Annotated in this window: 24 protein-coding genes; 13 read left to right on the top strand and 11 right to left on the bottom strand. The window is 63.4% G+C overall.

Features of this window, described 5'->3' with window-relative positions; translation table 11 throughout:
- Positions 1 to 2: 2 nt before the first annotated feature.
- From ACBG85_RS03920 to ACBG85_RS03905, 4 genes are all read right to left on the bottom strand, one after another.
- Positions 3 to 1,004 carry a bifunctional MaoC family dehydratase N-terminal/OB-fold nucleic acid binding domain-containing protein gene (locus ACBG85_RS03920; RefSeq protein ID WP_234551072.1) on the bottom strand — a complete coding sequence of 334 codons (1,002 nt, stop codon included), beginning with the start codon at positions 1,002 to 1,004 and terminating at the stop codon, positions 3 to 5.
- A 7-nt stretch (positions 1,005 to 1,011) separates the two neighbouring features.
- On the bottom strand, positions 1,012 to 2,163 hold the full coding sequence (locus ACBG85_RS03915) for an acyl-CoA dehydrogenase family protein (RefSeq protein ID WP_007734012.1): 1,152 nt from the start codon (positions 2,161 to 2,163) through the stop codon (positions 1,012 to 1,014).
- On the bottom strand, positions 2,148 to 3,188 hold the full coding sequence (locus ACBG85_RS03910; RefSeq protein WP_042920532.1) for an acyl-CoA dehydrogenase family protein: 1,041 nt from the start codon (positions 3,186 to 3,188) through the stop codon (positions 2,148 to 2,150). The genes ACBG85_RS03915 and ACBG85_RS03910 overlap by 16 nt, the downstream gene beginning before the upstream one ends.
- Positions 3,189 to 3,271: 83 nt before the next feature.
- Positions 3,272 to 5,434 (bottom strand): acyl-CoA dehydrogenase, encoded by a 2,163-nt coding sequence (locus tag ACBG85_RS03905; RefSeq protein WP_042920534.1) that lies wholly within the window; start codon positions 5,432 to 5,434, stop codon positions 3,272 to 3,274.
- Between the two features lie 94 nt (positions 5,435 to 5,528).
- Here ACBG85_RS03905 and kstR point away from each other — a divergent pair, with 94 nt between their 5' ends.
- On the top strand, positions 5,529 to 6,167 hold the full coding sequence (gene kstR, locus ACBG85_RS03900) for a cholesterol catabolism transcriptional regulator KstR (protein WP_003945752.1): 639 nt from the start codon (positions 5,529 to 5,531) through the stop codon (positions 6,165 to 6,167).
- Between the two features lie 87 nt (positions 6,168 to 6,254).
- The gene (gene otsB, locus ACBG85_RS03895) at positions 6,255 to 8,795 is read left to right on the top strand and encodes a trehalose-phosphatase (RefSeq protein WP_064075132.1); all 2,541 of its coding nucleotides are present in this window, start codon (positions 6,255 to 6,257) and stop codon (positions 8,793 to 8,795) included.
- A 3-nt stretch (positions 8,796 to 8,798) separates the two neighbouring features.
- Here the strand turns inward: otsB and ACBG85_RS03890 are convergent, their stop codons facing one another.
- On the bottom strand, positions 8,799 to 9,887 hold the full coding sequence (locus tag ACBG85_RS03890; protein WP_007733995.1) for a LacI family DNA-binding transcriptional regulator: 1,089 nt from the start codon (positions 9,885 to 9,887) through the stop codon (positions 8,799 to 8,801).
- A 139-nt stretch (positions 9,888 to 10,026) separates the two neighbouring features.
- Here ACBG85_RS03890 and ACBG85_RS03885 point away from each other — a divergent pair, with 139 nt between their 5' ends.
- The 7 genes from ACBG85_RS03885 to ACBG85_RS03855 all read left to right on the top strand — a co-directional run bounded on the left by ACBG85_RS03885 (position 10,027) and on the right by ACBG85_RS03855 (position 15,925).
- On the top strand, positions 10,027 to 10,977 hold the full coding sequence (locus ACBG85_RS03885) for a metal ABC transporter solute-binding protein, Zn/Mn family (RefSeq protein ID WP_042920537.1): 951 nt from the start codon (positions 10,027 to 10,029) through the stop codon (positions 10,975 to 10,977).
- 84 nt (positions 10,978 to 11,061) lie between these two features.
- Complete coding sequence (locus ACBG85_RS03880; RefSeq protein ID WP_047269722.1) at positions 11,062 to 11,940, top strand: metal ABC transporter ATP-binding protein; 879 nt, start codon at positions 11,062 to 11,064, stop codon at positions 11,938 to 11,940.
- Positions 11,937 to 12,818: a metal ABC transporter permease gene (locus ACBG85_RS03875; protein WP_003945811.1), complete on the top strand. Its 882-nt coding sequence runs from the start codon at positions 11,937 to 11,939 to the stop codon at positions 12,816 to 12,818. The genes ACBG85_RS03880 and ACBG85_RS03875 overlap by 4 nt, the downstream gene beginning before the upstream one ends.
- Before the next feature lie 34 nt (positions 12,819 to 12,852).
- Positions 12,853 to 13,614 carry a LamB/YcsF family protein gene (locus tag ACBG85_RS03870; protein WP_047269640.1) on the top strand — a complete coding sequence of 254 codons (762 nt, stop codon included), beginning with the start codon at positions 12,853 to 12,855 and terminating at the stop codon, positions 13,612 to 13,614.
- On the top strand, positions 13,611 to 14,225 hold the full coding sequence (gene pxpB / locus ACBG85_RS03865; protein WP_080961071.1) for a 5-oxoprolinase subunit PxpB: 615 nt from the start codon (positions 13,611 to 13,613) through the stop codon (positions 14,223 to 14,225). Before ACBG85_RS03870 ends, pxpB begins: the two co-directional genes overlap by 4 nt.
- A gap of 57 nt (positions 14,226 to 14,282) precedes the next feature.
- The gene (locus ACBG85_RS03860; protein WP_047269641.1) at positions 14,283 to 15,155 is read left to right on the top strand and encodes a biotin-dependent carboxyltransferase family protein; all 873 of its coding nucleotides are present in this window, start codon (positions 14,283 to 14,285) and stop codon (positions 15,153 to 15,155) included.
- Positions 15,156 to 15,232: 77 nt separating this feature from the next.
- On the top strand, positions 15,233 to 15,925 hold the full coding sequence (locus ACBG85_RS03855) for an LpqN/LpqT family lipoprotein (RefSeq protein WP_372026265.1): 693 nt from the start codon (positions 15,233 to 15,235) through the stop codon (positions 15,923 to 15,925).
- A gap of 88 nt (positions 15,926 to 16,013) precedes the next feature.
- Here ACBG85_RS03855 and ACBG85_RS03850 read toward each other — a convergent pair whose 3' ends face one another.
- Positions 16,014 to 16,655 carry a hypothetical protein gene (locus ACBG85_RS03850; RefSeq protein ID WP_058227262.1) on the bottom strand — a complete coding sequence of 214 codons (642 nt, stop codon included), beginning with the start codon at positions 16,653 to 16,655 and terminating at the stop codon, positions 16,014 to 16,016.
- A gap of 365 nt (positions 16,656 to 17,020) precedes the next feature.
- Between ACBG85_RS03850 and ACBG85_RS03845 the strand changes: the two genes are divergently transcribed.
- Together ACBG85_RS03845 and ACBG85_RS03840 are read left to right on the top strand one after the other, a co-directional pair.
- Positions 17,021 to 17,740, top strand: a complete 720-nt coding sequence (locus ACBG85_RS03845) for a hypothetical protein (RefSeq protein WP_003945935.1) — start codon at positions 17,021 to 17,023, stop codon at positions 17,738 to 17,740.
- A gap of 181 nt (positions 17,741 to 17,921) precedes the next feature.
- Complete coding sequence (locus ACBG85_RS03840) at positions 17,922 to 18,719, top strand: helix-turn-helix domain-containing protein (protein WP_372026264.1); 798 nt, start codon at positions 17,922 to 17,924, stop codon at positions 18,717 to 18,719.
- Positions 18,720 to 18,723: 4 nt separating this feature from the next.
- Here ACBG85_RS03840 and ACBG85_RS03835 read toward each other — a convergent pair whose 3' ends face one another.
- Positions 18,724 to 19,713 (bottom strand): iron-siderophore ABC transporter substrate-binding protein, encoded by a 990-nt coding sequence (locus tag ACBG85_RS03835; RefSeq protein ID WP_003945426.1) that lies wholly within the window; start codon positions 19,711 to 19,713, stop codon positions 18,724 to 18,726.
- Positions 19,714 to 19,913: 200 nt separating this feature from the next.
- Here ACBG85_RS03835 and ACBG85_RS03830 point away from each other — a divergent pair, with 200 nt between their 5' ends.
- Together ACBG85_RS03830 and ACBG85_RS03825 are read left to right on the top strand one after the other, a co-directional pair.
- On the top strand, positions 19,914 to 21,542 hold the full coding sequence (locus tag ACBG85_RS03830) for an ABC transporter ATP-binding protein (RefSeq protein WP_003945642.1): 1,629 nt from the start codon (positions 19,914 to 19,916) through the stop codon (positions 21,540 to 21,542).
- Positions 21,539 to 23,320, top strand: coding sequence for an ABC transporter ATP-binding protein (locus tag ACBG85_RS03825; RefSeq protein WP_372026263.1), 1,782 nt, complete (start codon positions 21,539 to 21,541; stop codon positions 23,318 to 23,320). Before ACBG85_RS03830 ends, ACBG85_RS03825 begins: the two co-directional genes overlap by 4 nt.
- Before the next feature lie 34 nt (positions 23,321 to 23,354).
- Here the strand turns inward: ACBG85_RS03825 and rlmB are convergent, their stop codons facing one another.
- The 4 genes from rlmB to ispD are packed head-to-tail and all read right to left on the bottom strand — an operon-like array spanning position 23,355 to position 26,910.
- Positions 23,355 to 24,326, bottom strand: coding sequence for a 23S rRNA (guanosine(2251)-2'-O)-methyltransferase RlmB (rlmB, locus tag ACBG85_RS03820; RefSeq protein WP_372026261.1), 972 nt, complete (start codon positions 24,324 to 24,326; stop codon positions 23,355 to 23,357).
- 2 nt (positions 24,327 to 24,328) lie between these two features.
- Positions 24,329 to 25,723 (bottom strand): cysteine--tRNA ligase, encoded by a 1,395-nt coding sequence (gene cysS, locus ACBG85_RS03815; protein ID WP_003945830.1) that lies wholly within the window; start codon positions 25,721 to 25,723, stop codon positions 24,329 to 24,331.
- A gap of 11 nt (positions 25,724 to 25,734) precedes the next feature.
- Positions 25,735 to 26,211: a 2-C-methyl-D-erythritol 2,4-cyclodiphosphate synthase gene (gene ispF / locus ACBG85_RS03810; RefSeq protein ID WP_372026260.1), complete on the bottom strand. Its 477-nt coding sequence runs from the start codon at positions 26,209 to 26,211 to the stop codon at positions 25,735 to 25,737.
- Entirely contained in the window at positions 26,212 to 26,910 is a 699-nt protein-coding gene (gene ispD / locus ACBG85_RS03805) for a 2-C-methyl-D-erythritol 4-phosphate cytidylyltransferase (protein ID WP_039972758.1), read from the bottom strand.

The following is a 26,910-nucleotide window of genomic DNA, read 5'->3' as shown; positions in this document are numbered from 1 at the left end:
CGTCACTCCTTCACCGCAGAAACCGCAGACACCGCAGACACAGAAACCGGCTGCCAGGCGTACAGAGTCCAGGGAGTTCCCCCGGTCTCGTCGTCTCCGGGGAAGTCGAGGTAGATCGCCTCCACCTCCATTCCGATCGACACACTCGACGGATCGACGCCGCGCAATTCGCCGAGCATCCGCACACCCTCAGGCAGTTCGACCAGGGCAACGACGAACGGCAACGACCGACCAGGAACCTTGGGGGCGTGGTGAACGACAAAGCTGAAGACCGTTCCCCGACCTGACGCCACCACGTAGTCGGTCTGCTCCGACTTGTGTTTCCAGATCGCGGGCACCGGCGGGTGCTGTACCGAACCGTCCGCACGCAGTTGAATACGCAACTCGTGTGCGGCGACACCGTCCCAGAAGAACTGCGTGTCGAGGGATGCTGTCGGACGCAGCATTCGAGATGCGTCCAGGTCCGCAGGCACGTCAGTGGAGGAACTCTCGCTGACTGGCGGCGCGAACTTCAAGATCCGGAACATCATCTCCGAGACCAGTTCTTCGCCGACCCGCCAGAAGCTGCGAGTAGTGAAGAACCATCCTTCACCAAGACCTGTCTTCTTGGGTCCCACAACGTCTTCCAACACCGAGGAGATGGTGACTTCTTCACCCGGCTTCAAGTAGCGGTGGTAGATCTGATCGCAGTTGGTCGCGACGACGGAGGTGAATCCGGCCTCGTCGAGGATGTCCGTCATCCGGCCCAACGGATCGTCGGCTTCTCGAATTGCCCCCAGACCGCGCATCGTCCATACCTGCGCCATCGCCGGCGGTGCGACTATTCCGTCGTGTCCGGCGGCGCGGGCGGCCGATTCGTCGACATAGATCGGGTTCTCGTCACCGATCGCCTCGACCCAGTTGCGGATCATCGGCAGGTTCACGGGGTCCCGGCCGGCGCGAGGAGCGCTTGGCCCGTCCTCTCGAACCCGCTCGGCAGCAGTGAGAATGGGATCTGACACGATTTGTTTCCTATCTCGGAACGCGAGGAAGCTTCAGGCCGGCGGTCGCAATCAGTTCGCGCATCACCTCGTTGACTCCACCGCCGAAGGTGATCACCAGGTTGCGCTTGATCTGCATGTCGAGCCACTCCATGAGATCAGCAGTTTCGGGATCGATCGGATTTCCGTACCGCCCGACGATCTCTTCCGCGAGTCGACCGACCCGCTGGATACGCTCGGTCGCAAACACTTTGGTTGCCGAAGCGTCGGCGATATCCACCGAATCCGAATCACTCGACGCCACTTGCCAGTTGAGCAGTTCGTTGAGGCGGTACGTCGCATGAATCTCGCCGAGCGCGCGCCGTACGTCAACGTGATCAAGCAGGTTTTCACGCTTGGCCCAATCGAAGACGTGGTCGTAAATCCCTGCGACACGACCTGCCGGACCGAGCATGACGCGCTCGTGGTTGAGCTGCGTCGTGATCAAGCGCCAGCCCTGATTCTCCTCACCCACAAGCATGTTCGCCGGAACGCGAACGTCCTCGTAGTAGGTGGCGTTGACGTGATGTGCACCGTCGCAAGTGATGATCGGGGTCCAGGTGTAGCCGGGATCTTTGGTGTCCATGATCAGGATGGAGATGCCGCGGTGCCTTGAATCGGCAGACCCTGTCCGCACGGCGAGCCACACGTAATCGGCGTCATGCCCGCCGGTGGTGAAAATCTTCTGGCCGTTGACGACGTACTCGTCACCATTTCGTGCCGCCGAAGTGCGCAGTGCTGCAAGGTCGGTGCCGGCTTCCGGTTCGGTGTAGCCGATCGCGAAGTGCACTTCACCGGCGAGGATCGCGGGCAGGAATTTCTGCTTCTGCTCCTCGCTGCCGTACTTCTGCAGAGTCGGGCCGACGGTCTGCAACGTCACCGAAGGCAGTGGGACATCCGCCCGCACAGCCTCGTTGACAAAAATCTGCTGCTCGACTTCACCGAACCCACGTCCGCCGAACTCCACCGGCCAGCCGACGCCGAGCCAGCCGTCCTTGCCCATACGACGGATGACCTCGCGATAGGTAGGGCCATGCCGCTCCACGCGCATGATCTTGGCCTCTTCGGGCGAGATCAGCGTCGAGAAGTAGCGTCGAAGTTCAGCTTGCAATGCGCGCTGACTGTCGGTCAGATCGATGAACACCGGGCCCCCACGAGGTCGAGTCGCTGCGAAGCACCGCCGAGCAGGCGTGCCAGGTCTTTTGCAGTCGAGTAGTAACGATGAAGTGGATACGTGACGTCGACGCCCAGACCGCCGTGCAGGTGGTGAAGCACCTGCATCGTGGCAGGCACTTCTTGGGCGATCCAGTACGCCATGACGTCGAGGTCCGACTGGGCGTCCAGGCCCTCCGACACGCGCCAGGACGCCGACAACGCCGCGACATGAAGGGTCCGGGAGGTGACGTACGCGTCGGCTATCTGTTGTGAGACTGCCTGGAACGTGGCGAGCGGCTTACCGAATTGCTCACGCGAGCCGACATGTGCCGCAGTGAGATCGACGGCGCCGGACACCAAACCGTCTGCAACGGCTCCGATGCTTGCCGTGGCGATCCGGTACAGCGTCTGGACGGCTTCCTCGCCGGCACCGAGAAGTTCACCGACTGCCTCGTCCATGGTGACTGCGAACTCCGGACTGCCGGACGCACTGGGAGTCGGCGTCAATGCGACGCCGGCGGCGGTCGGATCGACGAGAACGACTCCGGCGTCGGTGGGCACAAGAATTCTGTGTGCGCTCGCCGCGAAGGGAACGGCAAGCACCGTCCCGCTGACGCGATACCAGTCGCCCGACTGCTGCGCGGTGGTCGACGGCTGTGCCGGGAACTGCTGACCCGGCTCACCGAGCGCCGCGGTGAACACCCGTCCGGCGCCGACTCCGGTGAGCAATTCTTCCTGTTGAGCGTCGGTCCCCAGAGCGACTATGGGGAGTACACCGAAGCCGAGGGTTGCGAGAGCCGGAATTGGAGCAGCGGCCCGGCCGACCTCGACGAGGAGGGAACCGACGTCGGCGACGGAGAGTCCCTCGCCGCCCAGACGCTCGGGCAGGGCCAACGTGAGCAGGTCGGCATCGGCGAATGCCGCCCAGAGCGCGTCCGGCTCCAGTTCGCGGGCAAGGAGCGCGGTAGCCACCTCGGCTACCGCTTCCTGGGTTTCATCGGGAGTGAAGTCCACGCTGGCAATCCTGTCTCTGATGTAGAACGTGTTCTAGTTGTATCACCAACGTGGACATTTCTAAAGGCCTCTACTCACGCCGTCTAATCACGGGGCAGGCCCAGAATTCTCTCCGCGGCGACGGTCAACAGAATCTGCGTGGTTCCGCCGGCAATCGACAGGCATCGCGTGTTGAGGAACTCACGCGAGAGCGGACCCTCCACCCATCCGGCCGGGCCACCCAATTCCATGGCGAACTCTGCGACATTCTGACGCTGGCGCACGCCTACCAGCTTGCGGACGCTCGACGCCGGACCCGGATCCTGACCGTCCAATTGCCGCAGTGTCGTGCGCAATTCCAGCAGTGAGCCCACCATGGCGGTTCCGATCAGCCCACCGAGCTTGTCTGCCACCACAGGATCGGGGTCGCCGGCCAGCTCGAGCAATTCCTCCATCGCACCGCCGAGCGAAGAGCCACCGCTCATTGCGACCCGCTCGTTGGCGAGGGTCGTTCGGGCCAGTTTCCAGCCTCCACCGAGCTGGCCGACGACGCACTCGTCCGGGACGAAGACGTCGTCGAGGAAGACTTCGTTGAACAGGGCATCTCCGGTGATCTCGCGCAGCGGCGAGATTCGAATCCCAGCCGTCTTCATGTCGAGAAGGAAGTACGTGATGCCCTTGTGTTTGGGAACCTCGCGATCGGTCCTGGCGAGGCAGATGGCCCAGTCAGCTTCACGCGCAAGCGAAGTCCAGACTTTCTGGCCGTTCAGCTTCCAACCGCCGTCGACCTTTTCCGCGGTCGTGCGCAGTGCCGCAAGATCCGAACCTGCGCCGGGTTCACTGAAGAGCTGGCACCAGGTGATCTCGCCCTTGAGCGTCGGAGTCGCAAATCTTTCGATCTGCTCCGCACTGCCGTGCTCGAGGATGGTCGGCACTGCCCACCAGCCGATCACCAGATCGGGTCGGCCGATACCGACGGCCGCCAACTCTTCTTCGATCAGAATCTGTTGCGCGGCCTTGGCGCCCCGGCCGTACGGCTTGGGCCAGTGCGGTGCAAGGTAGCCCGATTCGGCCAACGCGTTGCGCTGCTCGGATTCGGGCAGCGCCACCAATTGCGCTACCTCTTCGCGAATTTCGGACCGGTCGGATTCGAGCTCGCTCAAGTCGATCTGAAGATGACGCCGTGCGCCGCCGATCGTCAATTCCGCGACGCGCGCGCGCCAATGAGACGATCCGCCCAGAATCTGCCGGAGCGACAGTGCTCGACGAAGGTAGAAGTGCGCCTCGTGCTCCCAGGTGAATCCGATGCCGCCGAGCACTTGAATGCAGTCCTTTGCCGTGTCGACAGCGGCATCCAGCGACACCGCGGCGGCCACTGCTGCGGCGATCGGAAGTTCGTCGCCCGACTCGGCAGCGACCGCACCATCCCAGGCGACGGCTCCGGCATTCTCTACGCGACACAGCATTTCGGCGCAGATATGTTTGATCGCCTGGAACGAGCCGATGGGCTTTCCGAATTGTTCGCGAATCTTCGCGTACTCCACCGCAGTACGCAGGCTCCACGCCGCGATTCCGGCAGCTTCGGCTGCCCCCAGTACCGCCGCTAGGTCGGAAACCGATCCTGGCGCAATGTCATCGAGGATTCGGTCGGCGTCGACCGTCACTCGATCGAAGGAGACTCGCGCCAGTGGTCGCGACTTGTCGATCGTGTCGACCGCTTCGTAGGTCACGCCTTCGCTGTCTCCGTCGACGAGGGCCCAGACGACACGCGAGCCTTCGTCTTCGGACACGACGCCCGCCGACACGAGTACCGATACGCCCGAATCGCCGCCCCAGGCGTAACCTCCTTCGCCATGAAGCTCGATGCCGCCGGACGCATTCGCCGTTGCCGCAACTGGACTTTCGTCCAATACGACGGCACACGGCAGCGCACCGTCGGCGAGCGTTTCGGACCATCGCTTGGCAGCGGGCGACGAACTACGCCCCACCACCAGAGCTGCGAGTGCAGTCGTGAGAACAGGACCCGGCACGAGTTCGATTGCCGCCTGCTCGAGCATTGCTGCGAGATCGACGATTTCGGCCCCGGCTCCGCCTACCGCTTCGGGAACGGCGACCGAAAATATCCCGAGAGACGCGAACTCGGACCATTTCTCCCGCCACGAAACTGCTGGTCCACGGCGTACCATGTCCATCGGCGTGGCCGAGCGAGCCCAGGCCTCTATCGATTCCTGGACCGCCCGCTGTTCATCGGTCGTGGCGATTGTCACAACTGGTTCCCGCCTCTCGATAAGTGACACAATTGTTTAGAACGTGTTCTAATATGACACCTGGCCAAGAGTCAAGGCGCGAAGGAATTTGTCGATGACCACAACATCCCGATCCCGCTCCAACGCGGTTGCTTCTGCAACGCTCGGGGACGACGATCTCAGCTCCAACGCGCAACGTGAACGCCGCAAGCGGATTCTCGACGCAACACTCGCCTTGGCGTCCAAGGGGGGCTACGAGGCTGTTCAGATGCGCGCCGTGGCCGAGCGTGCCGACGTCGCAGTCGGAACGCTCTATCGCTACTTCCCGTCCAAGGTTCACCTACTGGTGTCCGCCCTGGCACGCGAATTCGAGAAGATCGATTCCAAGGGCAAGATCCCGCCTGGAACCAGTCCGCTCGAGCGGATGCAGCTGATCCTCAGCCTCATCACCCGCGCGATGCAGCGCGATCCGCTCCTCACCGAAGCGATGACTCGCGCGTTCATGTTCGCCGACGCCTCCGCAGCGGCCGAGGTCGATCAGGTGGGCCAGTTGATGGACCGCCTCTTCGCACGAGCGATGACCGAAGAGGAGCCAACCGAAGAGCAGTTGGCGATCGCGCGCGTGATCTCCGATGTGTGGCTGTCCAATTTGGTGGCATGGCTCACGCGACGCTCTTCGGCTACCGATGTCGCCAATCGACTGGAATTGACGGTTGAACTGCTGCTCGGTGACGGAACTCGGAAACCCGAATAGACATCCTTTGTCGCATCTGTCATTTTTGCACTGATCGGCCGGAAACGTATCGAGCCAGGAGTCGCTGCATCACCTAGATTTGAAGAGGTGAGCGCACAAGATCTGTCCATCGAACTCCGCCGAGCGCTGTCAGGCGTGGCACGCACGCCGCGTCTGCTCGTAGCCTCCGACTACGACGGGACGATGGCACCCATCGTCGCCAACCCGGACAAGGCGTATCCCCGGGCGGAAACGGTGCGTGCGCTTCGCTCTCTCGCCAGCCTCGCGTCGACGACGGCTGCCGTGATCTCGGGCCGCGCCCTCAAGGATCTGGCTGCGCTGTCCCGACTTCCCGCCGAAGTGCAATTGGTCGGCAGCCACGGCTCCGAGTTCGACATCGGATTCGTCCACGCGATCGACGCCGACGCCAGGAAACTGCTCGACGAGATCGTCACCGAGTTGGGCCGAATCGCCGCCGACACCCCTGGGGCAACGGTGGAGAAGAAGCCCGCCAGCGTTGCACTGCACGTACGCAACACCAGTGCCGACGACGCCGAGAAGGCGCTCATCGCCGTCCGCACCGAATCGGCACTCTGGCCAGGCGTTCAGGTCACCGAGGGCAAATCGGTGGTCGAGTTGGCTGTCATCGCCACCGACAAGGGGCACGCACTCGACTTGATTCGCCATCAGGACGGCGCAACCGCTGCCGTCTTCATCGGCGACGACGTGACCGACGAAAAGGCGTTCAGCAGGCTTCAGGGGCCGGACATCGGAATCAAGGTCGGCAGCGGGGACACCGTCGCCGACTATCGCGTCGACAGCACCGAGGACGTCGCTGCCGCTCTGGCGTTCCTGCTCGACGAGCGTCGTACGTGGCTTTCCGGCGCCGACGCTCCGCCCATCGAGCGACTCTCGATGCTCGCCAGTCCGCGCACCGTCGCTTTGGTGACCCCGGATGCGACGCTGACCTGGTTGTGTCACCCGGAACCGGATTCAGCGGCCGTCTTCGCACACCTTCTCGGCGGAACCGGGGCCGGCCACTTCTCGGTCGGGCCTCGACGCACAGCCTTGCCGCTGAGCCAGAAGTACATCGACAGCACGATGACAGTTCAGACCCGCTGGGCGAGCCTGTCCGTCACCGACTACCTCCCCCACGACGTCCCACAGGGACGAACCGACCTGACCCGCATCATTTCCGGTCAGGCCGACGCGATCGTCTCGTTTGCACCCCGTCCCGAGTTCGGCCAGGGTCAGGTCACGCTCGAGGTCGTCGACGAGGGCATTCGGGTCCTCGGCACCAACGAGCCGTACGTGCTCCGCTCCCCCGGTGTGCTGTGGAACATCGCCACCGACGGAAACCAGCAGACCGCCCACGCCATCGTCGAGCCGTCCAAGGGTGACGTCGTCCTCGAATTGCGCTGCGGGACAGAAGAAATCGGCCCGTCCGACGTTCCGGAGCTCGAGCGTCGAGCGACCTCGGAGGCCTACTGGTCCGATTGGGCCAAGACGCTCGAACTCCCGAAGCTGAAGCCGGACTTGATGAAACGCTCTGCACTGACCTTGCGCGGGCTGGTCCACGCCGATTCCGGTTCCATCATGGCTGCCGCGACGACGTCCCTGCCGGAAGAGATCGGCGGAGTCCGCAACTGGGACTACCGCTATTGCTGGTTGCGCGACGCCGCCCTCACCGCAACAGCTCTCGTGAGCGTCGGATCCACCGACGAGGCCGAGAACTACCTGGACTGGGTCCACCGCGTGCTCGAAACACTGCCGGGACCCGAGCGCCTGCACCCCCTCTACACGCTCCACGGGACTTCGCTACCGCCAGAGGCCGTCATCGATTCACTCCCCGGATACGCCGGCTCCCGGCCGGTCCGCGTCGGAAACGCCGCGAATCAGCAGGTTCAACTGGACGTGTTCGGCCCGATCGTCGAGCTCATCGTCGAACTGGCGAATGCACGCGAAAAGGCCGGTGATCCCGATCCTTTGAGCGACCGCGACTGGGAACTGGTGTGCGCCATGGTCGAAGCAGTGCAGCGGCGCTGGTTCGAACCCGATCACGGCATCTGGGAAATTCGCGACAACCCGCGCCACCACGTCTATTCCAAGGTTATGGGCTGGGTCACCGTCGACCGCGCCGTCGATCTTGCGACCCGCTTTTCTCGCGAGGCCCTGCCCGAGTGGGCGGAACTGCGTGACCAGATCGCCGACGAAGTACGACACAAAGGCTGGAAGGACGACGTCCAGTCGTACACCGCGGCCTACGACGGCACCGATCTCGACGCGGCGACTCTGCACATCGGACTGTCGGGGCTGATCGATCCGACGGATCCGCGCTTTGCAGCGACCGTCGTAGCCACCGAGGCCGAACTACGCAGCGGCTCAACGGTATACCGCTACCATCACGACGACGGCCTGCCCGGCATCGAAGGTGGATTTCATCTCTGTGCCGCCTGGCTCGTCGAGGCATACCTACTGATCGGGCAACGCCTGCAAGCAGAGGCACTGTTCGACCAGTTGGTCGCGGCAGCGGGTCCCACCGGACTGCTCGCGGAGGAGTACGACCCCATCGCGGAACGCTCACTGGGCAACCACCCCCAGGCGTACAGCCATCTGGGCTTGTTGCGCTGCGCCCAACTCCTGGCGTGAGCGCTACCCCTTGATCCGACCTGATGTTCGCCCGGCCAGTAGTTCGGTGTCGAGCATCTCGACTATCGGAACGCCGGATCCGGACGGCGACATCAGGAGCGCACCGGCGCGCCGGCCCTTCTCTTCCTGGGGCTGGCGCACCGTTGTCAGTGATTCGCGCAGCGCCTCGTCGACGCCGTCGAACCCGGTGATCGACAGTTGGCCAGGTACATCGATGCCCTGCCAGCGCGCCCAGTCCAAGGCGCCGAGAGCCAGCACGTCGGTGGTGCAGACCAGTGCGGTGATCTCGGGGTTGGTCGCGAGAGCTTCCGCCGCCGCCGAGTGCCCGGACTGCGATGTGTGGACGTACCGCTCGATCACGGTGAGTGAGAGTGGGTCCATGTCGGACGCCACCATCGCGTCGCGCACTCCTTCGATCCGCTCGCGCTGGACGTGGAAGTGCGGGGACTTGAGTCGTTCCTGGCTGACCACGCCGTCCATCCGGTCGCGCCCCAGCCTCATGCAGAGCACGCCGATGTCGCGGTGTCCGAGACCGATGAGGTAGTCGGCGACCTTGCGCATGGCAGCGCGGTCGTCGATGCCCACGAGGGATGCACCGGGAATCTCGCGGGGCTGGTCGCAGACGACGATCGGAATGTGACGCTCGAGCACGGCAGCAAGATACGGATCGTCGTCGGCCACGGAGTAGACGACAAAGCCGTCGACGCCCGCCTGCTGGACCACGGCTGCAGCATCCACCTCGTCGCGGCCGGGCCCGGCCGGGATGAGCAGCAAGCCCTGGCCGGCGTCCTCACACGATTCCGAGAGACCGGCAAGGAAGCTCATGGCGGCCGGGTCACGGAACGAATAACTGAGTGCTTCGGTGAGCAGAAGACCGACGGCACCGGCTTTGCGAGTTCGCAAGGAGCGGGCGACCGGATCAGGTCCGGGGTATCCGCGTCGCTTGGCCGCTTGGAGCACTCGATCCCGCAGCTCGACGGAGAGCTGATCGGGTCGGTTGTACGCGTTCGAGACTGTAGTTCTCGACACATTGAGCTCGGCGGCAAGCGACGCCAAAGTGGCTTGACGGCGTGGCTGACGGGACCGGGGCATAAACGGACGTTAGCCGTAGTGCCCGCAGACGGCGCGTTGGGGCTGAACCGAAGGTGAACTACCAGCGACTATGCGCTAATGTGTAACGGTAACGGTTTCCAATAGCATTTAGCCCAGCCTTTGTTCAGGAGAAAAGCACGTGCGTTCGTCGTCGAAATTCCGCACCGCCACCGCCCTCGCGGCCGTCTCGGTCGCCGCAGCATTCGCGCTCACCGCGTGCAGCTCAACCTCCTCGAAGGACGACGGCATCACCGTCGTCGCATCGACGAACGTGTGGGGCGACGTCGCGCAGGCCGTCGCCGGCGACAAGCTGACCGTGACGTCGATCATCAACGAGCCGTCCGCGGACCCGCACTCGTTCGAAGCGACTCCCGCCGATGCCGCCAAGATCACCGACGCATCGCTCGTCGTCTACAACGGCGGCGGCTACGACCAGTTCATCACCGACGTCCTCGACGCAGGCAAGGGCGAGCAGAAGACGGTCAACGCCTACAACCTGCTCGACGGCGGCATCCACGCCGGCGAAACCGCGGGCGAATCGCATGACGGTCACACCCACGGCGCAGTCAACGAACACGTCTGGTTCGACATCCCGACCGTCGACGCCGTCGCACATTCGGTGGCCGATCAGCTGAGCGCTCTCGATCCGGACAACGCGGCGACCTACGAGGACAACGCGAAGGCATACAGCCAGAAGCTCGCCGGCGTCACAGCGATCACCGATTCCATCGCCGCTGCCCATGCGGGCGCACCGGTGGCTCAGACCGAGCCGATCGCGCACTACCTCCTGGTCGCAGCTGAACTGAAGGACGCAACTCCCGAGGAGTTCACCAGCGCCATCGAAGACGGCAACGATCCGTCACCGGCCGCAATCGCCGCAACCCGCCAACTCCTCTCGGAGAAGCAGGCCCGCGCATTGGTCTACAACATCCAGACACAGGACAAAGTGACCCAGGATATGCGCACCACCGCCGAAACCGCCGGAGTGCCCGTCGTCGAGGTTACGGAGACTCTCCCCGAGGGCCTGGACTACATTCAGTGGCAGACGCAGACCGCGGAGTCGCTCGCAAACGCCCTCTCTGCCCAGTAATTATTTGCCCCACCATTTCCGAGAAGAACCGATCGGCTTGTGACAGAAACTTCCGCGAATACTCCTGTGCCCCCTGGTAACACCGTGCCTTCTGGTAACACCGCGCCTTCAGCGGCCTCCGTGCCCGCTGTGACGCTGAAGGACGCTCGATTGTCCTTCGGCGCCCGCACATTGTGGGACGGGCTCGATCTCGAGGTACAGCCAGGTGAGTTCATCGCCGTACTCGGGCCGAACGGGTCGGGCAAGACCTCGCTCCTGAAGATTCTGCTGGGCCAACTACAACTCAGCGGCGGCAGTGCACAGATCGTCGGCACGCCGGCACGGGCCGGGAACTCACACGTCGGGTACATCCCGCAGCAGAAATCCATCGACGACGGCCTCCCGCTCCGCGGCCGCGACCTGGTCGGCCTCGGCGTCGACGGTCACCAGTGGGGTACGGGGTTACTGCGTCGGGGTCGTCGCCGCAAGATCGTCGACGACGCCATCGCACAGGTCAGCGCCCAGTCGTTCGCCGACGCTCCCATCGGTTCCATGTCCGGCGGTGAGCAGCAGCGACTGCGGATCGCACAGGCTTTGGTCGGCGACCCGCGGATCCTGTTGTGCGACGAGCCGCTGCTCAGCCTCGACCTCGCCAACCAGCACCTGGTCTCGACGCTGATCGACAAGCGTCGGCGCAGCCATGACACCGCGGTGCTGTTCGTGACGCACGAGATCAATCCGATCCTGCCGTTGGTGGATCGAGTGCTCTATCTGGTGGACGGTAAATTCCGGATCGGGACGCCGGCCGAAGTGATGACGTCCGAGGTTCTCTCGGATCTGTACAACACCGACGTCGAAGTGTTGCAGGTTCGTGGCCGCCTCGTCGTGATCGGCACCGGAGACGCCATCGACGCGCTCGGCAGCGCAGGCGGACTACGCCCGGGAGAAGGCGTTCACCATTCTGATGAGGATCACCACCAGTGAGTAACAAGTTCACCGACGCGATGTCGCGGATGTTCGACGTGTCCGCCACCGTCGACCTACTGCAGTACGACTTCGTCCAACAGGCGTTGATTGCCGGTGCCATCCTCGGATTGTTGGCAGGCATCATCGGGCCGCTGATCGTGAGCCGTCAGATGTCGTTCTCGGTGCACGGAACGAGTGAGCTGTCACTGACGGGCGCATCCGCCGCACTTCTCGTCGGTGTGGGCGTCGGCTTCGGTGCCATCGTCGGATCCGTGGTCGCGGCAGTGCTGTTCGGACTGCTCGGAGCCAAAGCGCGCGACCGAGATTCGGTGATCGGCGTGATCATGGCTTTCGGCCTCGGCCTGTCGGTGTTGTTCCTCTGGGCGTACGACGGTCGCACGGGAACCAGCTTCTCGTTGTTGGTCGGACAGATCGTGGCGCCGGGAAACAGCGGTCTCGAACTTCTGCTGCTGTGCGCGGTCATCGTGATCGGCACACTCGGATTCATCTACCGCCCTTTGCTGTTCGCAAGCACCGACCCCGAAGTTGCTGCAGCTCGCGGTGTTCCGGTCCGGGCACTGTCGATCGTGTTCGCAGTGTTGGTCGGCATCACCGCAGCACTCGGCGTACAGATCGTCGGTGCTCTGCTGGTGATGTCGCTGCTGATCACCCCCGCAGCGGCCGCCGCGTACGTCACGGCAAGCCCACTCAAGGCCACGATCCTCTCCGTCGTGTTCGCCGAACTGGCAGCCGTCGGCGGCATCCTTCTCTCGCTGGCCCCCGGCGTTCCCGTCTCGAGTTTCGTCACCTCGGTCTCGTTCGTGATCTACCTGATATGCCGACTCTTCGGATCCGCACGTCGCAAGAATGCCGGACGGATTCCGGCGCACGCCTGAACACCGAGAGCCCATACCTACCTAGAATCGAGGTATGGGCTACAGCGTTGATCTGAACAGCGACCTCGGCGAGGGCTTCGGAGCCTGGACCCTGGGCGACGACGACGCCATGCTCGAACTTGTCACCAGCGCGAACATCGCCTGCGGATTCCATGCCGGCGACCCGACAACGCTGTTGGCGACTTGCGAATCCGCAGCCACCCGCGGCGTGCGGATCGGCGCGCAGGTGGGTTACCGAGACCTCGCCGGTTTCGGCAGACGCTTCATCGACATGTCCCCGAAAGACCTCACCGCCGACGTCATTTATCAAATAGGGGCACTCGACGGTTTGGCCCGTGTCGCCGGATCGCGGGTCACGTACGTCAAACCCCACGGCGCGCTTTACAACGCAATAGTCCATCACCGACGGCAGGCGCGGGCAGTGGTCGCCGCCGTCGTTGCCTACGACAGTTCGCTACCTGTTCTCGGACTACCGGGTTCGGTGTTCCTGGAAGAGGCGCGCGAAGCCGGTCTCGACGTGGTCGCCGAGGCTTTTGCCGATCGTGCGTACACGGCGGAAGGCACCTTGGTCCCCCGCACCGAGTCGGGCGCCGTTCTGCACGACCCGACGCTTGTTGCAGAACGGGTTCGGCGAATGGTCGTCGACGGCGAGTTGGACGCAGTCGACGGGAGCACGTTGAAAGTCGCTGCCGCATCGGTGTGCGTGCACGGTGACAGTCCGGCAGCCGTCGACATGGCCGTGGCAATCCGCGCTCTCCTCGAATCTTCCGACGTCGAGATCACGCCGTTCACATGATCGCGATCCTGCCCGCCGGTGAATCCGCAGTCCTCGTCGAGTACGACGAACTGCCGAGTGTGCTGGGCAACTTCAGGGCTCTCGACGCCAGTCGGATCCCCGGAGTGATCGACCTGATTCCCGCGGCGCGAACCATCTTGATCGAGTACGACAACACGATCACCGCGCACCAACTGGTGGAGAAATGGGTACGTGGGGCCGTACCGATCGAACTCACAGCAGACGAGAGCGGGTCTGCTGTCGAGATTCCGGTCCGCTACGACGGCCCCGATCTCGTAGAGGTGGGCAAGCTGACCGGCCTCGGGGTCGACGGTGTGATCGACGCTCACACGGCTGCGTCGTGGACCGTCGCGTTCATCGGTTTCGCCCCCGGCTTCGCGTATCTGACCAGCAACGAGAGAAAGCTCGAAGTTCCACGTCGATCGGACCCGCGCAGGCAGGTCCCGGCCGGTGCAGTCGGGTTGGCCGGACCGTTCTCGGGCGTCTACCCGCGTAGTTCCCCAGGCGGGTGGCAGTTGATCGGAACGACTGAACTGTCGGTGTGGGATGCCGAGCGCCGCCCGCCGGCGCTGCTTCTACCCGGCACCACAGTCACATTTGTCCGTGCATGATTTTGGTGCAAGCATGATTTTGGTGTCTTCACCGCGCTGTTGCGGGACAATGGATTCATGGCCTGGCTCGAGGTTGCGCGTACCGGCCCGCTCGCCACAGTTCAGGACCGCGGGCGGAGAGGCTACGGCGCCCTCGGGGTCGGAAGATCCGGCGCCGTCGACATGATCTCGCACGACAGCGCCAACAGACTCGTAGGCAACACTTTTCGAGCAGCAACCATCGAAGTCACCGCTGGGGGTTTCGCTATGCGGGCCGTCGGTTCGATGACGGTGGCAGCGACAGGCGCGCGGGTGCCGCTGGCCGTCGACGGACGGCCGGCACCTGACTACGCGAGCATCCATCTGGGTAGTGGCAGCATTCTCGAATTGGGTTACAGCACAACCGGGTTGAGAACGTACATCTCTGCACGCGGTGGCGTCGACGTCCCGCAGGTACTCGGAAGCAGATCCACCGACACGCTCTCCGGAATCGGGCCGCCGCCGCTCGCCGCCGGCGATCTGCTCCTCCTCGGGGCCGAGGAAGGGACGTGGCCCACCGAAGAGTTGATTCCACCGCCGGCACCTGCACTCGGCGCAGTTCCGATCGAGATCACGCTCGGCCCCCGAAATTCCTGGTTCACCGCCGCATCCGTTCACGCGCTCCTTCACACCACGTGGAAAGTCACCGAACACACCAACCGAGTCGGGGTCCGGCTACAGGGCCAAGGGCCTTTGCATCGCTCACACACCGAGGAATTGCCGAGCGAAGGCGTCGTGACGGGATCCATCCAGGTGCCACCAGGCGGCCAGCCCGTCGTGTTCCTCGCCGACCATCCCGTGACCGGCGGATACCCGGTCATCGCCGTCGTTTCCGACGCCGGGATTGCGTCGCTGGCACAGCTGCGGCCCGGCAGCACCATTACCTTCAAGGCCACTACTCGGCCGTCGTAGCGCTGATAGTCTCAGCCGCGCCAGCAATGCTGCCGGCGGCGCTCGGCCGTCGCCAAAACCTGAAGGACTGTCACACTATGAGCCCTAAGAGCAGCACACTTGCTCTCGGAATAGCGTCACTGATCACTGCTGCACTCGTCTTGTCCGGATGCAGCAGTTCGGAAAGCGGCGACGCCGTCTCCAGTGATACCAACACCAGTGAGACCACTGCTTCCGAAAGTTCTGCATCCTCGCCGTCTGCCGCTGCCACGACGCCGACTTTGCGGGACGGAACACCGTTCATCGGTGAGCGGACGACGATCGAAACCGGCGACGACCCCGAAGCGCCGAGCATCAGCGTCAGCCTCCCGCCGAGCTGGACTCACGGCGAGAACATCCCTGCCGGCGTTACGGACGCGTTGTCCAGCAACAGCCAGGAACCCAGCGGTTTCATGCCGAACACCACGGTGACGGTCGAAAACCAGGGCACCGCAACAAAAGACGAGGTTCTTGCCGCTGCGCGTGAAACGATCGCCACTCTCGACGGGTGGACCGAGGTGAAGTACACCGAGATCGACGTCGACGGACAGCAGGGTTTCCGCCTCTCCGGAACCTGGACCGCCCCAAACCTGGACGTTCCGCTCTACGCCGTCATGACGGTCGTCGCTTACCAAGCCGACGACAACTCGCCGGTCTACCTGGTCAGCTTTGCAAACCAGTTCACCGACACGACGAACATGCAGACCTCCAACCAGGTGGAAGAAATCAACACCTCGATCGAATTCGGCTGAGCACCTGATGGTTTGAATACCCGATCTCCGAACAACCGCGGCGGGCCGAGACTACGACAGTCTCGGCCCGCCGTTTCACAACTCTCGCCTAGCTCGAACCGAACAGGCCGCTGAGGGAACCGAGGCCACCACTCAACGAGCCGAGCGATCCGATTCCGCCACCGGTTCCGGGGCCAGTGGGATCAACCGGATCAACGGGATCGACCGGGTCAACCGGATCGACCACATCCGCGGCGCGGACAGTGATGGACGGGCCCAAGTTGGCGAAATTCGCACTCGACTGGAATCCGTTGCCCATCACCGTGGCACCTACCGCCAATCCACTTCCGTACACGGTTCCCGGCGCACACGAAGCAGTAACCGTGTAGCTGGTCTTCATGGTCACCGGTTTGCTGCCGTTGTTGATCCAGCCGGCACTGGTCACCTCGAGCGTCGTGGCTGTCAGTTCCGGCGTTTCAGTGGTTTCGGTCATCGTCCCGCCAACGTGAAACTTCGTAACCTTCGCCGAGCCCGGGACAAAGGTCAAGCATGCGGCATGCGTCTCGGTGAACCTGCTGATATATCCGTCGATTCCGCTCTTCTTCGACACTGTCGTGTAGGTGATCGTGTCACCGACCTTCGGGGACGCATTGTCCACGGTCCGAGTAAATGTGTAGGCACCGGAAGTTGCTGTCTCGGCAGTCGCGACTCCCGCACCCAGCGCGCTTGCACCCACAGCAAGAGCAATCACCCCCAAACCAGCTCCAACGGTGGACAGACTACGATTCCTGGATCCAAACTTTGCCACGAACAATCTCCACTCTGTGTGGTTCCAGGACAACTGAATTCGTTGATTACTGAAACTTGTTGCAACCCGACTCCCGAAGTACGATACAGTCGACCTGGACATTCGCCCAGCTTTTCGTCGAAATAGTCGACAATCAGTTAACAGCAGGCAATCGACACCGAAAAAGTCCTCTCAATTCGGACTTTTCCGTAAATTCTGCCGAACTGATACATAGGCAAGCGTCCGATAGGTTTCAATGGTTACCGCGGCGCAACCTTTGAAGAGTCATCCCATCGCCGTCAGCGTGAACCCCTCGAACGGAGAATTTCATGTCACGTTTTTCAATGCGCAAAACACTCACCGGAATCGCAATCGCTGCACTTGCCACCAGCGGACTCGTGATGACCGCAGGCACCGCGAGCGCCGATGCCACCCACCCGTCCGCGGCAACGGTCAACTCCTCCAACGTCCGGATCACCAAGAGCATCGTGGGCGACGGCGAAGTTGCACCCGGCGGCAAAGTCACCGTGCGCACGGTCATTTCCACAACAGGCCACCCCGAGCGTTACGTCGACCAGTTCGTCGACCGCTACCCCGCCACGTTCAAGTACATCCAGGGCACGGCGACGGTCAACGCGTGGCACTTGATCGGCGGTCAGAAGACCGAATCCGTCACGCCTTCGGTTGACACTGCCGCCCGAACCGTGAATGTACCCAGCACCGGCTGGCTGATCTCACCCACCGGAAGCAAGACCGTGACGATCGAGGCACAGTACCTCGTCGCCGACGATGCACCGATCGGTTCGTACCAGGAAATGTCGAGCTCGATCGGTATCTCGACGTTCAATACCGAGCAGAACATCAGCGGCGTCTACGCCAAGATCCGCGCCAAGAACCCCGGCGAGGCGGCCGCATCAGGCTCGGCAGATCTGGGCTTCGGCTCTTCGGACGGCGAGGGCGGAACCGGTTCGGCCGGATCCTCCATCCTGGACAACCCGGCCGGCTTCATCTCCGACATCATCAGCGGTGTCCTGGCCAACGGCAGCTGATTCACTCGCTCCGCCTGCTCCACCTGTAAACACTCCGTCGGGGAATGTGTTCGAGGGTGGCATCGAGTCTTCGGACTCGGTGCCACCCTCGGTCTTTTGTCGCGACCGCACTCCCTCGCGCCCTGCGTCAAAGAACCAAATAGGAAAGCATTACCTAAGTCATTCGCGGTATGATCCACCGATGAGTTCCACAGGATTTCCGTACTGGGCTGTGCCGGCAGGCCGGTACGTTCCGCTCCCCTTCTCGATGACGACGTCCACCATCGGGCGTGATCAGAAGCGCGCGTGGCGTGAGATCCGCCATCCCGAACACGAACTCCTCTGGGGCGCTTCCGGCGAGATGAGCGCGTACATCGACGACATTCGTTGGCAGATACCACCGACGGTCGGCATGTGGATTCCGGCTGGAACTCCACGGCGCATCACGCTCGGCGCATCCACCGAGGCTCGCTTCACCTATTTCCGGCCCGAGTCGTTCCCCCACCCGTGGACAAAGCCCGCGATCATCGGCATCGACGACGTGGTCAAGACGATGCTCATCCATCTGCACCAGCGAAATATGCCTACCGAGGCTCGCTTGCGCGCCGAATCCGTAGTCTTCGACACGCTCGCGCCCATCGAGGCGGCTGATGTCGCAGTACCGATGCCCGCCGATCCCCGGGCCCTCGCCGTTGCACGCCGCCTGATCGCCGACCCCGCCGATCAACGCGGGCTTGCCGATTGGGCCTACGTGGTAGGCGGAAGCCCCCGCACCCTGAGCCGCGTGTTCTCTCAAGGCACGGGGATGTCCTTCACCGAGTGGCGGATTCAAGTTCGCGTCCGCGCTGCGATGTCCTATCTCGCTGCGGGCGTTCCTGTTTCGACGGTAAGCCGTCGCGTCGGATACGAAACCCCCAGCGCCTTCACCAGCGTGTTCCGCAAGGTCACCGGACGCACACCGAAGAACTACTACTCGGACGCGTGCGAGTTGTCAGCCTAACTGGTCAGAACCCGTTCATCTTCGAGACCAGTTCCGCGAAAGCATATTTCACGCTCAGCGACGTGGGTGACGCCAAGGCCATGACTCGCGCCAGACCGAGCTGCTGAATCAGCCTGCCGTCCTTGACTGCCGGCAGGTCGGCAAACAACTTGTCCCCCATCAATCCGGGGAGCCCCTGACCACTCGCGTCGTTGAGCACGATGACGTCCGCGTCCAGTTCGTTGTACTGTTCGCGCGATGCAGTCACCGACCCCTGGGTGTCGCCGCACAGCTCTGCGCTTCCGGCCGACTGCTTCAGTCCGAGCTGGGACATCAGGATGACTCGGCCGTCGTCAGCGCAGTAATTGGTGAGGCCGTCGATGTTTCCCGAGAGGAAGGTCAAGGTTTTCCCGTTCAGATTGGGGGATCCGGCAGCCAGGTCGGCTATGGAATCGTCAGTTTCCTCGATCAGCTCGGCGGCCCGCTTCGGTTGGCCGAGTACTGATCCGATGGTCGACAACTGTTCCTGCCACGTGGTCGCCCATGCGGTCTCCTTGAACGGAATGGTGGGTGCGATCTGGGAAAGACGTGCATAGTCGTCTTCGGTGATTCCCGAGACCACTGCGATGATCACGTCCGGCTCCAACGCCAGGATCTGCTCGAACGGCACACCGGACGTGCTGTCGAGCAACGTGGGTTCGACATCGCCCAACAATTCTTCGTCCCACGGCAGGATGCCGTTCTCCAAGCCTGCCCCACTGAACGACTCCATGGCGACGGGTGTCTTGCCCAGTGCGAGGACCGAATCCTGGCTGTTCCAGCCGATAGTCACGATCCGCTGAGGTTCGGTCTCGATGGTGGTCGACCCGTACGCGTGATCAACGGTGACCGGCAGCGCGCCGGCCTCGGCCAACTGCGTCGTGCCCTCCGACGCTGTTGACTCGGTGCTGCTCTGGCAGCCTGCGAGCAGGGCAATCGCGGCCAACGCAGCCACTATTCGGGTAGTGCTCTTCATCTTCTGTCAGCTCTCTTCGCAAACGTACTTTGTTTCGACCAGCCAGGTATATCGAGACCCGATCCCGGTAATGGGGTGTCGATACTCCATCTGTCCGCTGCCGCGTAGCCCTTGGCATCTGCGAGCACTTTCCGCACTCGCACCGGCTCTACCGTAGAACTGCACAACGAGTGTTCAGATCTGGGCGAGGAGTTTCACGAGTGTCAGCGCTGCCCGAAACTCGTTCCGGTCCGATGGAGATGATCCGAGTCGGATCATTCTCCTCCGGACGCGGCCCGCGACTGGTTGCAGCCGTCACCGGGCAGGCGTCGTATCAGGTAGCTCAAGCCCTCATCCCGGTGCTGATCGGCACCGTCGTCGACCGGGCAATCGGAAAGTCCGACAGCACAGCACTTCTCGTGTGGCTTGCGGTGCTGTGTGCTCTGTTCGTGGGACTCGCTCTGTCGTGGCGCATCGCAGTTCGCCTGAACACGCAGGTCTTCGTCTACGGCGAACACGACCTACGACTGAATGCTGCCAGACGAATACTCGATGCCAGAGGGATGAAAGCTCAGCGTTCGACCGGTGAAGTTCTCACCATCTCTACCTCGGATGCCTCACACGTCTCGGGCTTCTCCTGGGTTGTCGCCGAACAGGGCTCGGCATTTGCGGGGCTCGCCGCGGCAGTGATTTCGCTTGCCTTCGTTTCGTGGCCGCTCGCACTGATCGTCGTACTCATCACCGCTGCGCAGCTCATATTCATCCACAAGATCAGCGGTCCGTTGGACGAGCGCGTGTATGCAGAGCAGAAGAAGGCAGCCGAGGCAGGCATGCTTGCAACGGATTTCACGCTGGGACTGCGGGTACTGAAGGGTTTCGGGGCTGAACCCACCGCCCTGTCGCGATACGTCAACGCGAGCCGGGAGTCGATGAAGGCAGCGATCCGGACGGTCAGAGCAATGTCCAGCCTGACCGCGCTCAATTCCGGGGTCTCCGCGTTGGTGCTGGCTTCGGTTGCGCTTGGAGCCGCGTGGATGGCGCATCAAGGCACGATCACCGTGGGCAACTTCGTCACCGTTGTCGGCTTGAGCAGAGTGATTGCCGGTCCGATGGAAACGCTGGGGTTCTTCGGTGCCGAACTCGCTGCCAAGCGAGGTTCCGCGCGCAGACTGTCCGAACTGTTGGCCGAGCCACACCTGATCGAATCGCTGGCCCCCACGGCCGCGACCGAACCTGCCAGAACTGAAGACGCCCTATTGATTTCGGCGGACAGCGGAACCGTCGTCTCAGCTCGCCGCGGAGAAGTGGTGGGTGTGCGCGCTGACGATTCCGCCGACCGACTGGCACGACAACTCGCCTATCAGACCCCGCTCGCCCCCGACTCTTACTTCGTATTCGGCACCGATGCAACCGACCTCGGCCCGGACGGAGTTCGTGATCAGGTGTTCGTCTCCGCCCATGAAGGAACCGTGTTCACCGGCACCGTCTTCGACAATCTGGCTGCACCGAACGTCGACTCGTCGGCAATGACGTCATCTGCGCTCGACGACGTGTTGACGCATCTGCCCGACGGCCACCTCTCCGAGGTAGGCGAGCAAGGAAAAAAACTCTCCGGAGGTCAACGCCAACGCCTTCTCCTCGCCCGCGCTCTCCATCAACCCCAGCCGATCCTGGTCCTCCACGAACCCACCACTTCCGTGGACTCTGTCACCGAGCATCGAATTGCACACTCCCTGAGAAACTTCCCCGACAAGGCCATTCTGGTGATCACCTCGAGCCCGACCCTGCTCCATTCGTGTGACCGTGTCGTCACGATCGACCACGGCGTTCGGGAGGGAGAGTCGCTGTGACCGATATCCTTCCGGATGCATCTGCTGTTCCGGTTGCATCCGCCCTGCCGATCGCGTCGACCAAGCAGACCGTCCGCGCATTGATCGCACTGCTTCGGCCACGCAAGCGAGCGCTCGCACTCACGACCGTCGTGCTTCTCTCTGCTACGGCCTGCGGCCTGTCCACCCCGGCACTGCTCGGACTCATGGTCGATGCGGTCACGGAGGGCAAACCGTTTGCCTCACTCCTGCGTATCACCGCGTTCATGCTCGGCGCAGCGGCAGCAGGAGTTGCGCTGACCTGGTGGAGCACACAGCTTCTGGCGAACGTCGCGCAGAACGTGCTGGCCGATCTTCGCGAGGACGTGTTCGCCGCCACCCTCGCGCAGCCGTCGTCACTGGTCGAGGATGCCGGAACCGGTGATCTGATTTCCCGGGTCTCGGGCGACGTCGAAGCGGTAAACACCGTCATCGCGCGAGTACTACCCGCCACCGTGTCTGCCCTGTTCATGATTTCACTGACGCTTGTCGGTGTGGGAGTGATCGATTGGCGCTTCACCGTGGCAATCGTTGCCGTTGCGCCGATTCACTATTTCGCTCTTCATCATTTCCTCCGACGCTCCGGACCCGTCTACCGACGCTCTCGCGCTGCGCAGGCCAGGCGGGGACAACAGCTCATCGAAACTCTGGGTGGTGCAGGCACTGTCACTGCCCTGCGGCGAACAGACGAGCATATCGGCCGAATCGCCGAGACCTCCGAGCATGCCATCAGCTTCGACATGCAGGCAGTTCGCCTGCGCACCAACTTCTTCGCCCAACTCAACGGCGCCGAACTGCTCGGACTGGCCGCCGTCCTGAGCGTCGGCTACTGGCTCGTGACCACAGGCTCGGTGTCCATCGGGGCCGCTACCGCCGCCGCCCTCTACTTCCACAGTCTGTTCAGCCCCATCGCGGTATTTCTCTCGAACATCGACGAATTGCAGGATGCGGGTGCCAGCCTGGCTCGCCTGATCGGAGTCACCGCGATGCCCGGGCGGCCCACGAGCATTCCTGCCTCGGCTCGGTCCGAACCCATCGGCGTCGAGGTGGACCGGGTTTCCTACTCGTACGACAACTCCACCCCGGTGATCGATTCGATCTCGATCTCGATCGCACCGGGGGAACGAATCGCCGTCGTCGGAAGCAGCGGCGCCGGAAAGACCACGCTCGCCAAACTGATTGCCGGCATCATTCCCGTCGGGGACGGGCGAATCACCGTCGACGGCACACTGATTGACGACCTGAGTGATGCCGAACTTCGGCACGAAGTCGTCCTCGTCAGCCAGGAAGTTCACGTGTTCGTCGGGACGATCGCCGACGATCTCCGGTTGTGTGCACCGGATTCGGACGATGCGAAGATCGCCGAAGCCGTCGACACGATGAAAGCTCAATGGATTCATGAACTTCCGGACGGACTCGAGACCAGGGTCGGGGCCGGTGGGTACCAGTTGACGGCAGCGCAGGCACAGCACATAGCCCTCGTCCGACTGGCTCTGCTCGATCCTCCCGTCGTCATCCTCGACGAGGCGACTGCCGAAGCCGGAACCACCGCAGCCGGTCTACTCGATCAGGCAGCCGAGCTAGCAGTCACCGGCCGGACCGCCGTGGTGATCGCACACCGGCTGAGCCAAGCAGTCCGCGCCGATCGCATACTCGTCATGAGCGGTGGCCGCGTAGTCGAGAGCGGGACACATGACGAACTGATCGGCGCGGACGGTTCCTACGCTGCACTGTGGGAAGCCTGGTCGGTACGGAGCTAGAACCCCGCCAGACTCACCCGAAAGCCGTTACAACTCAGCTGCTACGACGCCTGCGGGCGATGTCCGCCAGGACGACTCCGGCGGCAACCGAGGCGTTGAGCGACTCGACCGGACCGGCCATCGGAATCGACAGGATCGCGTCGCAGTTCTCGCGGACGAGGCGCGAAAGGCCCTTGCCCTCGGAACCGACCACGATCACAACGGGACCGCTGCCGTCGAAATCGTCGAGAGTGGTGTCGCCCTCGGCGTCGAGACCGACGACCTGAACACCCTTCGATGCCCAGTCCTTGAGCGTGCGGGTGAGGTTGGTTGCCCGAGCAATCGGCAAACGAGCGGCAGCGCCGGCGCTGGTACGCCAAGCGACAGCACTCACGCTCGCGCTACGACGCTCCGGAATCACGACGCCGTGTCCACCGAAAGCTGCGACCGAGCGCACGACGGCACCCAGGTTGCGGGGATCGGTGATGTTGTCCAGCGCGACGAGCAGCGGCGGCTCGGCATGCTTGCGTGCCTCCGAGAGAAGATCGTCCGGGTGCGCGTAGCGGTACGGCGGAACCTGCAGGGCGATGCCCTGGTGAAGACCGTTGGCGCTGAGGCGATCCAGATCGGTGCGGGGGACCTCGAGGATCGAGATGCCGGCATCCGCAGCGAGCTGAACGGATTCCTTCAGTCGATCGTCGCTCTCGGTGCCGACGGCGACCCACAGTGCAGTCGCCGGAACGCCGGCGCGTAGGCACTCGACCACCGGGTTGCGTCCGAGCACTGTCTCGGGACCGTCGAGAACCTTGCGGCCCGGACCCGGACGGCCACCGCGGCCCTGCTTCTCGTCGGCACGTGCGGCGCGCGCTGCACGCTTTGCCGCGGGATGCTTGGCGCGTGCCTCGGCGGGCGGCGTAGCGCCACGCCCTTCGAGACCGCGACGGTGCTTACCGCCGGAACCGGCAACCTGGCCCTTCTTGGTGCCGCCCTTACGGACTGCGCCGCGCCTGCTCGAGTTTCCAGCCATTGTTACTGCCCTGCCTTAAGGGACCATTCGGGTCCGTCGGGAGTATCGGTTACTTCGATACCCGCCTTGATGAGGCGATCGCGGACCTCGTCCGCCACCGCCCAGTTCTTTTCCGTACGTGCCTGCTGCCGACGATCGAGATCGGCCCGCACCAACACGTCCAAAGCTTCCATTGCCGTCTCGGTGTCGCCACCGGACTGCGTCCAATGCTCGTCGAGTGGGTCGACGCCCAGGATCGCGAGCATGGCCCGCACCTGGCCGGCAGCCACCCGAGCCGCGTCGAGATCACCGGCAGCGAGCGCGGAATTACCCTCGCTCGCCTTGCCGTGAATCTCGGCCAACGCGATCGGCACCGACAAGTCGTTGTCGAGAGCCGCCGCGAAACCTTCGGTCCACGTACCGAGTTCGACGCCGCCCGCACGCTTGTGTGTGCGCAGGACGAACGACTCGAGCCCCTGGTAGGACTTCGCACTTTCGTCCAACGCCTCGTCCGAGTACTCGAGATTGGAACGGTAGTGCGCACTACCGAGGTAGTACCGAAGTTCTTGCGGACGAACCTTCTTGAGCACGTTCGGCACCGAGAGAACGTTGCCCAACGACTTGGACATCTTCTCGCCACTCATCGTGACCCAGCCGTTGTGCAACCAGTACTGAGCGAAATCGTCACCGGCGCACTTGGCCTGCGCAATTTCGTTCTCGTGGTGCGGAAAGACGAGATCGCGTCCACCACAATGGATGTCGAATGCCGCCCCGAGATAGAACTCCGCCATGGCCGAGCACTCGAGGTGCCAGCCCGGACGGCCGGGTCCCCACGGTGTCGGCCACGAGGGCTCACCGGGCTTGACGGCCTTCCAGAGGGTGAAGTCGCGAGGATCACGCTTTCCCTCGGCAGCGCTCTCGCCCTGATGAACGTCGTCGAGTTTGTGGCCGGACAGTGCGCCGTACTCGGGGTAGCTCTGCACGTCGAAGTAGACGTCACCGCCCGCCGCGTACGCGTGGCCGTTCTCGATCAGACGTTCCATCATCTCGACCATCTGCGTCACGTGGCCGGTGGCCCGTGGCTCGATGGACGGTGGCAGCACACCCAGTTGGTCGTAGGCCCACGTGAACGACCGCTCGAACGTCGCCGCCCACTCCCACCAAGGTCGACCGGCGCCGGCGGCCTTGTTGAGAATCTTGTCGTCGATGTCCGTCACGTTGCGCACGAAGGCAACGTCGTTGCCGTGCGCCAACAGCCAGCGACGCAGCACGTCGAAAGCGACGCCGCTGCGTACGTGTCCGATGTGAGGATCACCCTGAACTGTCGCCCCACACAGGTACACCGATGCATGTCCGGGGGCCAACGGAACAAAATCCCGAAGGGCCCGCGTACCGGTGTCGTATAGGCGCAGGGTCACGACCAGCGATCTTACCTGTCGTGTTCGGTTGTCATGACCAACGCGGTGGCCATGGCGGCGATCCCCTCGCCTCGACCGGTCAAGCCGAGGCCGTCCGTGGTGGTCGCGGACACCGAAACAGGCGCGCCCAGTATCTCGGAAAGCACCTTCTGCGCCTCGTCGCGACGCGGCCCGATCTTCGGACGGTTGCCGATGACCTGCACCGCGGCGTTGCCGACGGCGAACTGGTTCTCTTCGAGCAGTCGGCGAACCTCGGCAAGCATTCGAGCGCCGCTCACGCCGTCCCATTCGGGCCTGCCGGTGCCGAAAACCGAACCGAGGTCACCGAGGCCCGCCGCAGAGAGCAAAGCGTCACACAGCGCGTGGACGGCGACATCGCCGTCCGAATGGCCCGAGCACCCGTCTGCTTCCTCGAACAGCAACCCGGCCATCCAGCAAGGACGACCGATCTCGATGGGATGAACATCCGTGCCGAGACCGACGCGCATCTAATTTCCGTCCTGTGAATCCGCACTCAACGCTGTCTCCGAGCTCAGGAGCGCCCGTGCAAGGACCAGGTCGAGCGGAGTGGTGATCTTGAAGGCGAGAGCGTCGCCGGGAATCGTCTGCACCGAAACACCGAGACGCTCGACCAGAGCGGCGTCGTCGGTCGCGGCGACGTCACCGGCGTCGTACGCACTGCGCAGGACGTCGGTGGAGAATCCTTGGGGAGTTTGAACCGCACGCAACTCCGAACGCAGAGGCGTACCGGTGACTGCGCCGAGTACGTCGACCGACTTGATCGTGTCGGTAACCGGAAGTACCGGGATGACAGCGGAGCTGCCGGCTCGGAGAGTTCCGACGACGCGCGCGATCAACGCCGGCGGTGTCAATGCCCGTGCGGCATCGTGCACGAGTACAAAATCTGCGTCGCCGGCAGCGCTGAGGCCGGCTCGAACCGAATCGGTTCTTTCGGCACCACCGCCGACGACGTCGACGTCCGCTGCACGACCGAGGTCGGCTACGACGGATTCGACCAGTTCAGGCGGCACAATGACAACAACGCGGTCGATCGCTCCGGATTTCCGGAGTCCATCGACCGCGCGTGCAAGCATGGTGCACCCACCGAGTTCGACAAATGCCTTGGGCAATTTCTCGCCCAATCGCACTCCCCGACCTGCGGCAGGTACCAGGGCTACTACTGCCAC

This window comes from Rhodococcus sp. NyZ502 (genome assembly GCF_041464245.1).
Classification (GTDB): domain Bacteria; phylum Actinomycetota; class Actinomycetes; order Mycobacteriales; family Mycobacteriaceae; genus Rhodococcus_F; species Rhodococcus_F qingshengii.
The sequence above is the reverse complement of the archived record's forward strand: the minus strand, read 5'-3'. Positions and strand labels throughout refer to the sequence as shown.

Coding starts and splice junctions, on each gene's coding strand:
- kstR (WP_003945752.1), top strand. CDS start 5,529: ATGACCACAACATCCCGATCCCGCTCCAACGCGGTTGCTTCTGCAACG.
- ACBG85_RS03890 (WP_007733995.1), bottom strand. CDS start 9,887: ATGCCCCGGTCCCGTCAGCCACGCCGTCAAGCCACTTTGGCGTCGCTT.
- ACBG85_RS03870 (WP_047269640.1), top strand. CDS start 12,853: ATGGGCTACAGCGTTGATCTGAACAGCGACCTCGGCGAGGGCTTCGGA.
- pxpB (WP_080961071.1), top strand. CDS start 13,611: ATGATCGCGATCCTGCCCGCCGGTGAATCCGCAGTCCTCGTCGAGTAC.
- ACBG85_RS03860 (WP_047269641.1), top strand. CDS start 14,283: ATGGCCTGGCTCGAGGTTGCGCGTACCGGCCCGCTCGCCACAGTTCAG.
- ACBG85_RS03855 (WP_372026265.1), top strand. CDS start 15,233: ATGAGCCCTAAGAGCAGCACACTTGCTCTCGGAATAGCGTCACTGATC.
- ACBG85_RS03845 (WP_003945935.1), top strand. CDS start 17,021: ATGTCACGTTTTTCAATGCGCAAAACACTCACCGGAATCGCAATCGCT.
- ACBG85_RS03840 (WP_372026264.1), top strand. CDS start 17,922: ATGAGTTCCACAGGATTTCCGTACTGGGCTGTGCCGGCAGGCCGGTAC.
- ACBG85_RS03835 (WP_003945426.1), bottom strand. CDS start 19,713: ATGAAGAGCACTACCCGAATAGTGGCTGCGTTGGCCGCGATTGCCCTG.
- rlmB (WP_372026261.1), bottom strand. CDS start 24,326: ATGGCTGGAAACTCGAGCAGGCGCGGCGCAGTCCGTAAGGGCGGCACC.
- ispF (WP_372026260.1), bottom strand. CDS start 26,211: ATGCGCGTCGGTCTCGGCACGGATGTTCATCCCATCGAGATCGGTCGT.